The 13,469-nt window shown below is 62.4% G+C and carries 14 protein-coding genes and 1 pseudogene; 4 read left to right on the top strand and 11 right to left on the bottom strand.

The window, feature by feature from the left end:
• Positions 1–177 precede the first annotated feature (177 nt).
• The gene (gene recA / locus EN861_RS14460; RefSeq protein WP_013895892.1) at positions 178–1,278 is read right to left on the bottom strand and encodes a recombinase RecA; all 1,101 of its coding nucleotides are present in this window, start codon (positions 1,276–1,278) and stop codon (positions 178–180) included.
• A gap of 20 nt (positions 1,279–1,298) precedes the next feature.
• On the bottom strand, positions 1,299–1,550 hold the full coding sequence (locus EN861_RS14455; RefSeq protein WP_127278942.1) for a hypothetical protein: 252 nt from the start codon (positions 1,548–1,550) through the stop codon (positions 1,299–1,301).
• Between the two features lie 9 nt (positions 1,551–1,559).
• On the opposite strand from EN861_RS14455, the gene EN861_RS14450 reads away from it, so the two are divergent.
• Both EN861_RS14450 and EN861_RS14445 read left to right on the top strand, forming a co-directional pair.
• The gene (locus EN861_RS14450; protein WP_127278941.1) at positions 1,560–2,504 is read left to right on the top strand and encodes a carbohydrate kinase family protein; all 945 of its coding nucleotides are present in this window, start codon (positions 1,560–1,562) and stop codon (positions 2,502–2,504) included.
• A 75-nt stretch (positions 2,505–2,579) separates the two neighbouring features.
• Positions 2,580–3,497: a pseudouridine-5'-phosphate glycosidase gene (locus tag EN861_RS14445; protein ID WP_135864139.1), complete on the top strand. Its 918-nt coding sequence runs from the start codon at positions 2,580–2,582 to the stop codon at positions 3,495–3,497.
• A gap of 187 nt (positions 3,498–3,684) precedes the next feature.
• Here EN861_RS14445 and EN861_RS14440 read toward each other — a convergent pair whose 3' ends face one another.
• Positions 3,685–4,008 (bottom strand): TfoX/Sxy family protein, encoded by a 324-nt coding sequence (locus EN861_RS14440; protein ID WP_127278939.1) that lies wholly within the window; start codon positions 4,006–4,008, stop codon positions 3,685–3,687.
• 91 nt (positions 4,009–4,099) lie between these two features.
• On the opposite strand from EN861_RS14440, the pseudogene EN861_RS14435 reads away from it, so the two are divergent.
• Positions 4,100–4,588 (top strand): annotated as a pseudogene (locus tag EN861_RS14435) (GFA family protein); the annotation flags it as partial.
• A gap of 44 nt (positions 4,589–4,632) precedes the next feature.
• On the opposite strand, the gene sufA reads toward EN861_RS14435, so the two are convergent.
• The 7 genes from sufA to EN861_RS14400 all read right to left on the bottom strand — a co-directional run bounded on the left by sufA (position 4,633) and on the right by EN861_RS14400 (position 11,739).
• Complete coding sequence (gene sufA, locus EN861_RS14430; protein WP_135864137.1) at positions 4,633–5,013, bottom strand: Fe-S cluster assembly scaffold SufA; 381 nt, start codon at positions 5,011–5,013, stop codon at positions 4,633–4,635.
• 101 nt (positions 5,014–5,114) lie between these two features.
• Entirely contained in the window at positions 5,115–5,501 is a 387-nt protein-coding gene (locus EN861_RS14425; protein ID WP_127278937.1) for an SUF system Fe-S cluster assembly protein, read from the bottom strand.
• Positions 5,502–5,506: 5 nt separating this feature from the next.
• A complete protein-coding gene (locus tag EN861_RS14420) occupies positions 5,507–6,751 on the bottom strand; it encodes a cysteine desulfurase (RefSeq protein ID WP_135864136.1) in 1,245 nt (414 codons plus the stop codon).
• 5 nt (positions 6,752–6,756) lie between these two features.
• Positions 6,757–8,025: a Fe-S cluster assembly protein SufD gene (gene sufD / locus EN861_RS14415; protein WP_127869567.1), complete on the bottom strand. Its 1,269-nt coding sequence runs from the start codon at positions 8,023–8,025 to the stop codon at positions 6,757–6,759.
• A 39-nt stretch (positions 8,026–8,064) separates the two neighbouring features.
• Complete coding sequence (gene sufC / locus EN861_RS14410; RefSeq protein ID WP_127279011.1) at positions 8,065–8,820, bottom strand: Fe-S cluster assembly ATPase SufC; 756 nt, start codon at positions 8,818–8,820, stop codon at positions 8,065–8,067.
• 30 nt (positions 8,821–8,850) lie between these two features.
• Positions 8,851–10,368, bottom strand: coding sequence for a Fe-S cluster assembly protein SufB (gene sufB / locus EN861_RS14405; RefSeq protein ID WP_127279010.1), 1,518 nt, complete (start codon positions 10,366–10,368; stop codon positions 8,851–8,853).
• Positions 10,369–10,578: 210 nt separating this feature from the next.
• The gene (locus EN861_RS14400; protein ID WP_135864133.1) at positions 10,579–11,739 is read right to left on the bottom strand and encodes a cysteine desulfurase family protein; all 1,161 of its coding nucleotides are present in this window, start codon (positions 11,737–11,739) and stop codon (positions 10,579–10,581) included.
• A 255-nt stretch (positions 11,740–11,994) separates the two neighbouring features.
• On the opposite strand from EN861_RS14400, the gene EN861_RS14395 reads away from it, so the two are divergent.
• A complete protein-coding gene (locus EN861_RS14395; protein ID WP_027028091.1) occupies positions 11,995–12,669 on the top strand; it encodes an alpha/beta hydrolase in 675 nt (224 codons plus the stop codon).
• 97 nt (positions 12,670–12,766) lie between these two features.
• Here EN861_RS14395 and EN861_RS14390 read toward each other — a convergent pair whose 3' ends face one another.
• Positions 12,767–13,378, bottom strand: coding sequence for a phosphatase PAP2 family protein (locus tag EN861_RS14390; RefSeq protein ID WP_245512031.1), 612 nt, complete (start codon positions 13,376–13,378; stop codon positions 12,767–12,769).
• Positions 13,379–13,469: the final 91 nt, after the last annotated feature.

Raw genomic sequence — 13,469 nt, 5'->3', positions numbered from 1 at the left:
TGACCCTGTCCAGAAACACGGAATTGGGCCAATTCACGCTTCGCACCGGCATTTGCGCGGGCACGCAAACGAAAACCGCCGGCGCGAAGGCCGGCGGTTTTGAACGCGGTACTAAAGAACTCTGTTACTTAAGCATCGGATAATAGGCTGGATTTATGGCCAAACTCTGGCGCTGCCCTACATCGCGCCGGCTTCGTCCTCAAAACCGTCATCGCCATTGCCCTCTGAACCACCATTCTCGAGGAATTTTTCGGCGATCAGTCCGGCATTCTGCCTGAGCGCCAGTTCTATCTCGCGCGCAGTGTCCGGATTGTCGCGCAGGAACAGTTTCGCATTCTCGCGGCCCTGGCCGAGACGTTGCGAATTGTAGGAGAACCAGGCGCCCGACTTCTCGACCACGCCGGCCTTGACGCCGAGATCGACCAGTTCGCCGGTCTTGGAGACGCCCTCGCCATACATGATGTCGAATTCGACCACCTTGAAGGGCGGCGCCAGCTTGTTCTTGACCACCTTGACGCGGGTCTGGTTGCCGACGACTTCGTCGCGATCCTTGACCGAGCCGATACGGCGGATGTCGAGGCGTACGGAAGCGTAGAATTTCAGCGCGTTGCCGCCGGTCGTCGTTTCGGGCGAGCCGAACATGACGCCGATCTTCATGCGGATCTGGTTGATGAAGATGACCATGGTGTTGGAGCGCGAGATCGATGCGGTGAGCTTGCGCAGCGCCTGGCTCATCAGGCGGGCCTGCAGGCCAGGCAGCGAATCGCCCATCTCGCCCTCGATTTCGGCGCGCGGCGTCAGCGCCGCCACCGAATCGACCACCAGCACATCAATGGCGCCGGAACGCACCAGCGTGTCGCAGATCTCCAGCGCCTGCTCGCCGGTGTCGGGCTGCGAGATCAGCAGGTTTTCAAGATCGACGCCGAGCTTGCGGGCATAGACCGGATCGAGCGCGTGTTCGGCATCGACGAAGGCGCAGATGCCGCCCTTCTTCTGGGCTTCGGCCACGGTATGCAGGGCCAGCGTCGTCTTGCCCGAGCTTTCCGGCCCGTAGATCTCGATGATGCGGCCGCGCGGCAGGCCACCGACGCCGAGCGCGATGTCGAGGCCGAGCGAACCGGTAGGCACCGTTTCGATCTCGACGACCTGCTCGTTGGCGCCGAGCCGCATGATCGAGCCCTTGCCGAAAGCCCGCTCGATTTGCGACAGCGCCGCATCCAGAGCCTTTGATTTGTCCACTGCCTTATCCTCTACCAGCCGCAAAGAATTCTGAGCCATGATACATCACCCCTTGGTCGTCAATGAAGGCCGGACAATCCGTAATCCCTGGCATTTTGTACCTTTTTTGTTCTCATTTGGCAAGGGGTGACAACCAATTGAAAAACAATCGATATCCGGATTTGTTCTTTTTTTGTCTTGCCAAGCCGGTCAGGAACTGGCTCCGCATTGGGCCAGCCGGCCCCGGCATTCCGCCCGGCCGAATCGCCGTCTTGCGTGCGAAGCTCTGTCGCGCACTCCAGCGCTTGTGCGGCTACAACAACAAAGGTCATATCGCCGCCATGGTGAAATCAGCGAAGATACTGGCCGTGGGCGGCGCCCATATCGACCGGCGTGGCCAGGTATCCGGTCCTTACGTGCCGGCCGCCTCCAATCCCGGCACGATGCGCGAGGATGTCGGCGGTGGCGTCTTCAACGCCCTGCGCGGCATGGTGCGGCGCGGCCTCTCCGCGTCCCTGCTTTCGGTGCGCGGCGGCGATGCGGCGGGAGATACGGTTTCACGGGCCATCGCCGAGGCGGGCGTCGCCGATCTGTCGGCGGTGTTTCTCGACCGTACCACGCCGAGCTACACGGCTCTGATCGACCGCGAGGGCGAATTGATCGTCGGCTTTGCCGATATGGCGCTGTACGACCTGGCCTTTCCCAAACAGATCAAGCGTTCCAAGATCCGCCAGGAGGTGGCTGCCGCCGATGCCATCCTGTGCGACGCCAATCTGCCGTCGGCAGCGCTGGAGCGGCTGCTTTTGCTCGCCGCCGGCAAACCGGTTTTCGCCATCGCGATTTCGCCGGCCAAGGTGACGCGGCTGATACCGGTGCTCGACGGGCTGGCCCAGCTCTTCATGAACCGGCGGGAGGCCGTGGTGCTGGCTGGCGTCCATGCAGATGCCGCCGAGCGGGAGATGATCGACGGGTTGCGATGCAGCGGTCTTGCCAGCGGCGTGGTCACGGCAGGCGGTGGCCCTGTGCTGGGTTTCGACAGCACAGGCGCTTTTTCGATCATGCCTCCAGCTCCCAGAAAAGTCGCCGATGTCACCGGCGCCGGCGACGCGCTCGCGGGTGCGACGGTCGCGGCGCTGCTGCGCGGCCTGCCGCTGCGCCAGGCCCTGCGCGAAGGCGTCGCGGCGGCGACGCTGACCATCGAGAGCGCCAACGCGGTGCCCGAATTCTCCGCGGCGAGCTTCGCGGAAGCGCTGGCCCTTGTGCCGGATGCCAGGGAAGTGGCATGAGACCGGCAAATTCATGACGCAGCAAAGCTTGCGCTGTCCTGATGGATGCGCCGCATTCCGGATTGGAGATCAGAAATGACGCCAGAGACCGCCCGCCCTTTCATCGATATCCATGCACCGGTGGCGCAGGCCCTGGCCGCCGGGCGTCCTGTGGTGGCGCTCGAAAGCACCATCATCACCCATGGCATGCCCTATCCCGACAATGGCGCCATGGCGGCCAATGTCGAAAAAATCATCGCTGACGGCGGCGCCGTGCCAGCGACGATCGCCGTGGTCAACGGCCGCATCAAGGTCGGGCTTTCGGACGGCGAACGCGAATCGCTGGCGATGACGGGTGACGCCATGAAGCTGTCGCGCGCCGATCTCGGCTTCGCCGTCGCGCAAGGCCGCACCGGGGGCACCACGGTCGCCGCGACCATGATCGCGGCTGACATGGTCGGGATAAAGGTGTTCGCCACCGGCGGCATTGGCGGCGTGCACAAGGGCGCGGAAAAGAGTTTCGACATCTCGGCCGACCTCGACGAACTGGCGCGCACGCCGGTCATCGTCGTCTCGGCCGGCGCCAAGGCCATTCTGGACATCGAAAAGACGCTGGAAGTGCTGGAGACGCGCGGCGTGCCCGTCGTCGGCCATGGCTGCGAGACGATGCCGGCCTTCTGGTCGCGGCAGTCGCCGTTCCGCGCGCCATTGACCTTGCACAGGCCGGAAGACATCGCGCATTTCTACCAGACGCGCCTGGCTCTGGGACTTAGCGGCGGCTTGCTGGTCGCCAATCCGGTGCCGGAAAACCACGAAATCCCCGCTGAAGAAATGGCCGGCTACATCGAAGCCGCACAAAAGGCCGCCGAAGCCCTTAACGTCACCGGCAAGTCGGTGACGCCGTTCCTGCTGGGAAAAATCCTCGAACTCACGGGCGGCCGCAGCCTGAAGACCAACATCGCGCTGGTCGAGAACAATGCACGGCTGGCGGCGGAGATTGCGAAGGCGCTGTAGGTCAGCGCCGCGAAGATCCCCCTCAGCCGGATTGCCAAGACCGAATTGCCAAGAGAAATTCGGGGCAATCCTACCTCTCCCCGAGGGGAGAGGAGTTGGCGCCGCCGACGTCGACCTCTTCTCCCCTTGGGGAGAAGGTGGCCGCGAAGCGGCCGGATGAGGGGGCGGCCTGGTGCCCTGCCTATATCTACTTTCCCGCCCGTCGTCCGGCCTCGTAAGCCCGCCGCGCCCACACCGTCATCTCGTCGGGATCGTCGAAGGCACTGTCGGGAATGCTCCAGTAGGGCATGGCGACGAGCTTGCCGTGGCGCGTTCCGGTATAGGTCCATTGCCGGCAGCCGGCGGCCTCGAAATCGGGCACGCTCTGCTCGTCGGCTTTCAGCATTAATTCACCGCGAATGACAACGGCGATGATGACATCGTCGAAATAGATGCCCTTGCCGCCGAAGAGTTTGCGGATGCTGACCGGGCCCAGGCCTTCGAAAAGTTCGGCGATGCGTTCATTGTCCATGCCGCGATCATGTCACCGGCATTTGACATTGTCATCGCGCAGCCGAAATCATGCTGACAGGTTGTGAACATTCCGTCGGAGTCGTTTCGTCATGCCGCTTCTGCTCAAAGGATCCTGTCGCTGCAACGCCGTGCGTTTCGAGGTGGAAAGCCACACGCCCGTTCCGTTCATGCTCTGCTACTGCTCGATCTGCCGCAAGCAGCAGGGTGGCGGCGGTTTCGCCATCAATCTCGGCGCCGATTACGCAACGTTGAACATCCGGGGCAAGAGAAATCTTGGCGTCTACCGGGCCGAGATCGAGGACGATGAGCATCCCCGTTGCGAGGTCTCGACCGGCGAACGCAATTTTTGCCGCAAATGCGGGTCGGCGCTCTGGCTCTACGATCCGACCTGGCCGGAACTGGTGCATCCCTTCGCCTCGGCGATCGACAGCGACCTGCCCGTTCCGCCCGAGAAGGTGCATCTGATGCTGAAGTACAAGGCGAACTGGGTCGAGCCTGATGTTGGGCCGAAGGACAAAGTCTTCGACGTCTATCCCGAAGAATCGATCGCCGACTGGCACAAGCGGACAGGCATGTGGGGTGGATTAGCTTCCTTCACCCAGTTTAAGGGGCGAAGGGAAGATCAGGCCGAAGCGCGTGCTTCGGCCAGCGCCTTCAGATCGGCCGGCTTCAGTTCGACGGATTCACCGCAGCCGCAGGCCGAGCTCTGGTTCGGATTGTGGAAGGTGAAGCCGGTGCGCAGCGTCGTCTGCTCGAAATCCATTTCGGTGCCAAACAGGAACAGGGCGGCCTCGGGCGCGACATAGACATTGGCGCCGTCGCGCTCGATGTGGTCGTCCTTGGTGTTGGGCTCGGTCACCAGATCGACCGTGTATTCCATGCCGGCGCAGCCGCCCTTCTTGATGCCAAGGCGAATGCCATGCGCGTTCTCGCGAGTCGCGACGATCTCGCGCACCCGGTCGGCGGCCTTTTCGGTCATCGTAATGACGGCAAAGCGTCCCATGTTTTTCCTTCTCCATTCCATGCAGGTTCAAGGCCTGCCGAATGATTCCTCACCTAAAATGGTGAAGTTTTACCACTGGCGCAAGTGTACCAGGCTCAGCGCTAGTACCAGCCCACCGCGACCTGCGCCTCTTCCGACATGCGGTCGGGCGTCCAGGGCGGATCGAAAGTCATGTTGACCTCGACCCCGGACACGCCTTCGATGGCGCCCACCGCGTTCTCCACCCAGCCGGGCATTTCGCCGGCCACCGGGCAGCCCGGCGCGGTCAGCGTCATGTCGATCTTGACCGAGCGGTCGTCCTCGATGTCGATCTTGTAGACGAGGCCGAGCTCGTAGATGTCGGCCGGGATTTCCGGGTCGTAGACCGTCTTCAGCGCAGAGACGATGTCGTCGGTCAGTCGCGCCAGTTCGTCCGCGGGGATGGCCGAGGCGGAAACGACGCTGTTGCCGGCCGATACGGTCTCTGCGGTGGTGCTCACATCATCCATCGTCGTCACCCGAAAAACTTGCGCGCTTTTTCAAGCGCCTCGGCCAAAGCGTCGACTTCGGCCCTGGTATTATACATGCCGAACGATGCCCTGCATGTGGAGGTTACGCCAAAGCGTTTCAACAGCGGTTGCGCGCAATGGGTGCCTGCGCGGACAGCCACGCCTTGCCTGTCTATCACCATCGAGACGTCATGGGCATGAATACCTTGCAGCTCGAAGGAGATGATGGCGCCCTTGCCAGGCGCATCACCGAAGATGCGCAGCGAATTGATGGCGCGCAGCCGTTCGTGGGCATAGATCTTGAGGTCTTCTTCGTGCGCCGCGATGCGCTCGCGGCCGACAGAGTCCATGTAGTCGAGCGCCGCACCCAGCCCGATCGCCTGCACGATCGGCGGCGTGCCCGCCTCGAAGCGGTGCGGCGGATCGTTGTAGGTGACGATGTCTTCCGTGACCTCCTCGATCATCTCGCCGCCGCCCATGAAGGGCCGCATGCCGGCGAGACTATCCTTCTTGCCATAGAGCACGCCGATGCCCGAGGGGCCGTAGACCTTGTGGCCGGTGAAGACGAAGAAATCGCAATCGAGATCCTGAACGTCCACGGCCATGTGCACGGCGCTCTGGCTGCCGTCGACGAGTACGGGAATGCCGCGCGCATGCGCGATCCGGACAATCTCCTTGATCGGCGTCACCGTGCCAAGCGCATTCGACATCTGCGTGATGGCGACCAGCTTCGTCCTGTCGGTCAGGCGCTTTTCGAATTCCTCGATGTGGAAGACGCCGAGGTCGTCGACCGGCACCCAGACCAGCTTGGCGCCCTGCCGTTCGCGGATGAAATGCCAGGGAACGATGTTGGAATGATGCTCCATGATCGACAGCACGATCTCGTCGCCCTCGCCGATATTGGGCATGCCATAACCATAAGCAACGGTGTTGATCGCCGAGGTCGTGTTCGAGGTAAAGACGATGTTGTCGGTGCTTGGCGCGTTGAGGAAACGGCGCACCGTTTCCCGCGCCTTCTCATAAGCGTCGGTGGCGGCATTGGAGAGGAAATGCAGGCCGCGATGAACGTTGGCGTATTCCTGGGAATAGGCGTGCTGGATCGCATCGAGCACGACCTGCGGCTTCTGTGCCGAGGCGCCGTTGTCGAGATAGACCAGCGGCTTGCCATAGACTTCACGCGACAGGATCGGGAAATCATGGCGGATCGCCTCGACGTCGTAGAAATCTCCGATCTTGCCTGGAGCGTTCATCAGGATCACCCGTGCGTCACAAACCACTCATCAAGCCGCGCTTCCAGCGCCTCGACGATCGCTTCGTCGTCCAGCTCCTCGATCACTTCCGCCACGAAGGCTTTGACGAGCAACCCCCGCGCGCTCTTTTCGTCGACGCCGCGCGCCATCAGGTAGAACAAATGGTCGTGGTCGATCTCCGTGACAGTCGCGCCATGGCCGCAGATGACGTCGTCGGCGAAGATTTCAAGCTCCGGCTTGGTCGAGAACTCGCCATCGTCCGACAAAAGCAGCGTGTTGCAGGCCATCTTGGCGTTGGTCTTCTGCGCATATTGGTGAACGTTGATGCGACCCTGGAACACGCCCCGCGCCTTGCCCGTCACCACATTGCGGATGACCTCCGTCGATGTCGTATGCGGCACGGCATGGTCGAGCACCATGGTGACATCGGTATGGGTGTCGCCGGCCAGAAGATTGATGCCGCGCAGCTTGAAGTCGGCGCCTTCGCCCGTCGTCTTGATCATGATCTCCTGGCGCACCAGCCTGCCGCCGGCGTTCATGACGAACAGCGTCAGTTTCGCATTCTTGCCGATATGGGCCTTGAACTGCGCCAGGTGTGTCGCCGTCTCCGGCTGCTCCTGGACGATCAACCAGGTCACCTCGGCGCCCTCGCCGAGCACGAGCTGGCTGACCGAGCTCGTCAGCGCAGCGCCCTCGCCGGCCTGACGCTCGACGATGACCGCCTTGGCGCCGGCGCCGACACGCACCGGCAAGCGCACATGGGTCTGGCCACCCGCCTGCAGGTTCTGCAGCTCGACCGGCCTTTCCAGTTCGGCGCCATCGGCGATGTCGACGAAAAAGCCGTCGGCGACGAAAGCGGTGTTCAGCGCACCAATGGCATCGTCACTGCCATAGGGGTCGAGCCCCGGCGCGATGCTGCCGTCGGTCAGCTTTTCGGACAGACGCTGGACGCTGACACCCTCGACGTCCGGCGCCTTGGCGCTCGACACGCCGTTCAACAGAGCGAGAACCGTCGAACCGTCGACGATTGGCGCGATGGCTTTCGCTGCGGCGGCCGGATCGAAGTCCGGCACCGCATTCAAAAGCCGGCGCAGATCGGTGTAGTGCCAGGACTCGATGCGACGCGTCGGCAGGCCGTGCTTGATCGCTTCGATGGCGTCGTCGCGCTTCAGCATCACCGCGCCGTCGCCCGGCAGCAGCGACAGCCGGTCGCCGAAGGCGTCGATCAACGCTGTCTCGGCCGGTGTCCGCTGCGGTTGTGTGTGCATATTCATCAGTCTCGCCTGTCTTTTGGAACAAAATGACTTGGCATCTCAAGCGGCTTCGCCGATCACACCGGCATAGCCATTGGCCTCGAGGTCGAGCGCCAGCGACTTGTCGCCCGACTTGATGACCTGGCCCCTGTAGAGCACGTGCACGCTGTCCGGCACGATGTGTTCGAGCAGGCGCTGGTAATGGGTGATGACCAGGAAAGCCCGGTCCGGCGAACGCAGCGCGTTGACGCCATCCGAGACAATCTTCAGCGCGTCGATGTCGAGGCCGGAATCGGTCTCGTCGAGCACGCAGAGTTTCGGCTCCAGGAGCTTCATCTGCAGGATTTCGGCGCGCTTCTTCTCGCCGCCGGAGAAACCGACGTTGAGCGGCCGCTTCAGCATCGCCATGTCCATGCTGAGCGATGCGGCGGCTTCCTTCACGCGCTTCAGGAATTCCGGGATTTTCAGCGGTTCCTCGCCACGCGCCTTGCGCTGCTCGTTCATCGCTACTTTCAGGAATTCCATGGTGGCGACGCCCGGTATCTCCATCGGATACTGGAAGGCGAGGAAGATGCCTGACGTGGCGCGCTCGGCCGGATCCATTTCGAGGATCGACTGGCCGTTGTAGAGGATGTCGCCCTCGGTCACCTCATAGTCCTCGCGGCCGGCGAGGATATAGGACAGGGTCGATTTGCCCGAGCCGTTCGGCCCCATGATGGCGGCAACCTCGCCGGCTTTCACCGTCAGGTTCAAGCCACGGATGATTTCGGTGCCGTCATCGACGATGCGGGCATGCAGGTTCTTGATCTCAAGCATTTTCGTTTCCTGAATATTTGTCTGGGCCGGTCAGCCCACCGAGCCTTCCAGCGAGATGCCGATCAGCTTCTGCGCTTCGACCGCGAATTCCATCGGCAGCTGCTGGATGACGTCCTTGACGAAGCCGTTGACGATCAGTGCGATCGCCTCTTCCTCTGGGATGCCGCGTTGCATGACGTAGAACTTCTGGTCCTCGGAGATCTTCGAGGTCGTCGCTTCGTGCTCGAATTGCGCGGTCGAGTTCTTGGCTTCCATGTAGGGCACGGTGTGCGCGCCGCACTGGTCGCCGATCAGCAGCGAGTCGCAGTTGGTGAAGTTGCGGGCGTTGGTCGCCTTGCGGTGCGCCGAGACCTGGCCGCGATAGGTGTTCTGCGAGAAGCCGGCGGCGATGCCCTTGGAGATGATGCGGCTCGACGTGTTCTTGCCGAGATGGATCATCTTGGTACCGCTATCGACCTGCTGGTAGCCGTTCGAGACGGCGATCGAATAGAACTCGCCCGAGGAATCGTCACCGCGCAGGATGCAGCTCGGGTATTTCCAGGTGATCGCCGAGCCGGTCTCGACCTGCGTCCACGAAATCTTCGAACGGTCGCCACGGCAGTCGCCGCGCTTGGTGACGAAGTTGTAGATGCCGCCCTTGCCTTCGGCATCGCCGGGGTACCAGTTCTGCACCGTCGAATATTTGATCTCGGCATCGTCGAGCGCGACCAGTTCGACCACTGCGGCGTGAAGCTGGTTCTCGTCGCGCTGCGGCGCCGTGCAGCCCTCGAGATAGGAAACGTAAGCCCCCTCCTCGGCGATGATCAGCGTGCGCTCGAACTGGCCGGTGTTCTTCTCGTTCATGCGGAAATAGGTCGACAGCTCCATCGGGCAGCGCACGCCCTTGGGCACGAAGACGAACGAACCGTCGGTGAAGACGGCCGAATTCAGCGTGGCGTAGAAATTGTCGGAGGTCGGCACGACCGAACCGAGATATTTCTGCACCAGCTCCGGATGTTCGCGGATCGCTTCCGAGATCGAGCAGAAGATGACGCCGGCCTGCGCCAGTTCCTTCTTGAAGGTGGTGACGACGGAGACGGAATCGAACACGGCGTCGACGGCGACGCGGCCTGATTTGTAGACGTTGTCGCTGACTTCCTCGAGGTCCGAGGCGTCGGTCTTCTGCACGCCGGCGAGGATTTCCTGCTCCTTCAACGGAATGCCGAGTTTCTCGTAAACCTTCAATATCTCGGGATCGACGTCGCTGAGCGAAGTCGGTCCTGGCGTGCTCTTGGGCGCCGCGTAATAGTAGATGTCCTGGAAATCGATCTTGGGATAGTCGACGCGCGCCCAGGTCGGCTCTTCCAGCGTCAGCCAGCGGCGATAGGCTTCGAGGCGCCATTCCAGCATCCAGGACGGTTCGTCCTTCTTGGCCGAAATGAAACGGATGATGTCTTCGCTCAGGCCCTTGGGAGCTTTGTCGACGGCGATCTCGGTCTGGAATCCGTATTTGTATTGGTCGACGTCGATCTTTCGGACCCGATCGATCGTGTCCTGCACAGCAGGCATATGCGTTCTCCATCCACGCCGGGGTCAAGGCCCGACAGTTTTCAAACTATGGCACCACCAAATGAACGCCCGAGCAGCGTCCGCGGCAGCGTAAGTTCCATATAGTGCGCCTCGACCGGAAATTCACCCGGCCAATATGAAACGCACGGCTCTACCAGGCCGAAGCCCAAATCCGTTTTTCTCAAGCATCGGATTCCGATGCTCCAACCGCTACGCGGCCTTCTCTCTGCCCGCCCTCCGCGCGGCGATGCCTGCCAGCGCGGCGCGGAACAGTTCGATGTCCTCGGCGCCGGTCTCTGCACCGACCGATACGCGCAGGGCGCCAAGGCTGTCACCGTGCCCCATGGCCTTGAGCACATGGCTCGGTCCGACCTTGCCCGACGAGCAGGCGGAGCCGGCGGAAAGCGCCACGCCCGCCAGATCGAAGGCGATCTGGGCGGTTTCGGCTTTGACCCCGGGAATAGCGAAGAATGTCGTGTTGGCAAGCCTTGGTGCGCCGGCTCCGAAGATTTCGACGTCCGGCACCAGGGTCTTGATGATGGTTTCAACCTCGTCGCGACGCTGACGCACGGCACCGATGGTGTTCAGCCCGGCCAGGGTTTCCCGCGCAGCGGCGCCAAAACCGACGATGCCAGGCAGGTTTTCGGTGCCGCCACGGTGGCTCTTTTCCTGGCCGCCACCATTGATCAGCGGCCTCGGCATCATCAGGTCGGCAGCGGCAACGAAGGCGCCAGCGCCCTTGGGGCCGCCGAGCTTGTGCGAGGACAGAACCACATAGTCGGCATATCCAGCCGACATATCGATGGAAACGCGGCCCGCGGCCTGGACCGCGTCGACGACAAGAATGCCGCCCGCCGCCCTGACGATCTCCGCGATGCGATCGATCGGCTGGATAACGCCAGTTTCGTTGTTGGCGGCGTGGATCGCGACCAAGGGCAAGCCATCGGCCTTGTCGTGACCGGCCAACGCCGCCATCAAGGCTTCGAGATTGACGATGCCATCAGCGCCGACACCGATCCGCGTCACCAGGTCTGCCGGGAAGCGTCCGCCATTCAGCAGGCACGGATGGTCGGCCTCGCACACGTAGAGCCGGCTCATGCGAATGGCGCCGCGCCCCATCTGCCAGTCCGGCGTCAGAAGCGTCGATGCGGCCTCGGTCGCGCCCGAAGTGAAGACGACATGTTCGGCCTTGCCGTTGACCAGCGCCGCCACGTCGCGCCTGGCATTGTCGATCAGCCTGCGCGCGGCGCGCCCTTCGGCATGGACCGACGAGGGATTGGCCGCATCAAACGCCGCGACCATGGCCTCGCGCGCCGCGGAAAGCAGCGGCGCACTGGCATTATAGTCGAGATAGGCGCGTATCGCGGCCATTTTCGTCCAGTTCTTCCCGTCAGAAGCCATTCCGCCGACGTATGGCGTTATTTCCTTGAAATTCCAAGGCAAGCCGTCCTATTTACGCGGCTTGCGGCGAGGCGATCGGGCGATTGCGTTTCGGCCACCCAGTTTTGAACAATTCTAAACTAGCTTCTAGGAAGACGCTCGCCCTGCGTCAAGGTCTGTGGAAGCGGAGCCAGAGGAAGAGTGTTCCGGGCGCCGCGCACTTGTATATGTCACGTGGAGTATTTCATGCCTGAGGTCATTTTCACCGGTCCTGCCGGCCGTCTGGAGGGACGCTACCAGCCCTCGAAGGAAAAGAGCGCGCCGATTGCCATCGTGTTGCATCCGCATCCGCAGTTCGGCGGCACGATGAACAACAAGATCGTCTATGACCTCTTCTACATGTTCCAGAAGCGTGACTTCACCACGCTGCGCTTCAATTTCCGCGGCATCGGCCGCAGCCAGGGCGAATTCGACCATGGCACCGGCGAGTTGTCGGACGCAGCGGCGGCGTTGGACTGGGTGCAGTCGCTGCATCCGGATTCCAAGAGCTGCTGGGTGGCCGGCTACTCCTTCGGATCCTGGATCGGCATGCAGCTCCTGATGCGCCGGCCCGAGATCGAAGGCTTCATCTCGATCGCGCCGCAGCCCAACACCTATGATTTCTCGTTCCTGGCGCCCTGCCCGTCCTCGGGCCTGATCATCCATGGCGATGCCGACAAGGTGGCGCCGCCGAAGGACGTGCAAGGCCTGGTCGACAAGCTGCACACGCAAAAGGGCATCACCATCACGCAGAAGACCCTGCCCGGCGCCAACCATTTCTTCGCCAACGACGCCGATGTGCTGATCGAGGAATGCGCCGACTATCTCGATCGCCGGCTGGCCGGTGAATTGTCCGATCCGCGACCGAAGCGGCTGAGGTAAGACATCGGGCGATCCGTATTCGCCGGGCTAAGGGCGGGCGGGCAATGCCCGCCTCCTCGACGTAAGGCTGCCGCGGCGCGGATTATCCGGCACCGACCTATTTTTCCGGGGCAATAAGTCGGAACGATGTTTTGCGGACCGGCAATCCTGAAGGTGCCGGCCGGAAGATGAAGCCGAGCCTGGCAAAGACCAGTCCGCACGCCAGCGCGAAGGCGCAGCCGAGGCCAAAGCCGGCAACGGTGTCGCTCGGATAGTGCGCGCCGACGAAGACCCTGGTCGAGGCGATGCAGGCCGTGACCACCAAAGCGATGTACCAACGCCGCGGAAACAGAAGCAGCAGGATACCGAACACGGCGCCCATCGTCGTGGCATGGCCGGAGGGAAAGCCGGCAAAGCGCGCATCGAAGGCAAAAGGGTGCAGCGCAAGGACGCCAAAATCCTGGAAGTAGAGCGGGCGGGCCCTGCCAATGGCATATTTCAGGACATTGACGGTGAGGCCGGACAGGCCGACGGAGCTCAGCACCAGGAAAGCCAGACAGGTCCAACTGTAGACCAGCATCAGCGCGCGCCGCGAAAGGCTTCGCCAATCCGTCAGGTTGGCCGCGACAAGCAGGAGCGCGGACGGGATGAGATACCAGCCGCCCAGCCCGAACTGCGTGAAGAACTCGGCAAGCCTGGCTACATCGGGGGACCATTGACCATGGGCCACCCCTGCCGGAGTATCGAGACGAACAAAGGCTGCTGCCGTCAGAAAGACCCAGACCAGGCCCCACGGCCACCATGAGATGTTGGGATAGCGA

This window comes from Mesorhizobium sp. M8A.F.Ca.ET.218.01.1.1, assembly GCF_004791165.1.
Classification (GTDB): domain Bacteria; phylum Pseudomonadota; class Alphaproteobacteria; order Rhizobiales; family Rhizobiaceae; genus Mesorhizobium.
This window is presented reverse-complemented; position numbering and strand designations above follow the sequence as displayed.

Coding starts and splice junctions, on each gene's coding strand:
- EN861_RS14400 (WP_135864133.1), bottom strand. CDS start 11,739: ATGGCCGCGATACGCGCCTATCTCGACTATAATGCCAGTGCGCCGCTG.
- EN861_RS14450 (WP_127278941.1), top strand. CDS start 1,560: ATGGTGAAATCAGCGAAGATACTGGCCGTGGGCGGCGCCCATATCGAC.
- sufB (WP_127279010.1), bottom strand. CDS start 10,368: ATGCCTGCTGTGCAGGACACGATCGATCGGGTCCGAAAGATCGACGTC.
- EN861_RS14440 (WP_127278939.1), bottom strand. CDS start 4,008: ATGGACAATGAACGCATCGCCGAACTTTTCGAAGGCCTGGGCCCGGTC.
- EN861_RS14420 (WP_135864136.1), bottom strand. CDS start 6,751: ATGAACGCTCCAGGCAAGATCGGAGATTTCTACGACGTCGAGGCGATC.
- EN861_RS14425 (WP_127278937.1), bottom strand. CDS start 5,501: ATGGATGATGTGAGCACCACCGCAGAGACCGTATCGGCCGGCAACAGC.
- EN861_RS14395 (WP_027028091.1), top strand. CDS start 11,995: ATGCCTGAGGTCATTTTCACCGGTCCTGCCGGCCGTCTGGAGGGACGC.
- EN861_RS14445 (WP_135864139.1), top strand. CDS start 2,580: ATGACGCCAGAGACCGCCCGCCCTTTCATCGATATCCATGCACCGGTG.
- sufD (WP_127869567.1), bottom strand. CDS start 8,025: ATGAATATGCACACACAACCGCAGCGGACACCGGCCGAGACAGCGTTG.
- sufC (WP_127279011.1), bottom strand. CDS start 8,820: ATGCTTGAGATCAAGAACCTGCATGCCCGCATCGTCGATGACGGCACC.
- sufA (WP_135864137.1), bottom strand. CDS start 5,013: ATGGGACGCTTTGCCGTCATTACGATGACCGAAAAGGCCGCCGACCGG.
- recA (WP_013895892.1), bottom strand. CDS start 1,278: ATGGCTCAGAATTCTTTGCGGCTGGTAGAGGATAAGGCAGTGGACAAA.
- EN861_RS14455 (WP_127278942.1), bottom strand. CDS start 1,550: ATGACCTTTGTTGTTGTAGCCGCACAAGCGCTGGAGTGCGCGACAGAG.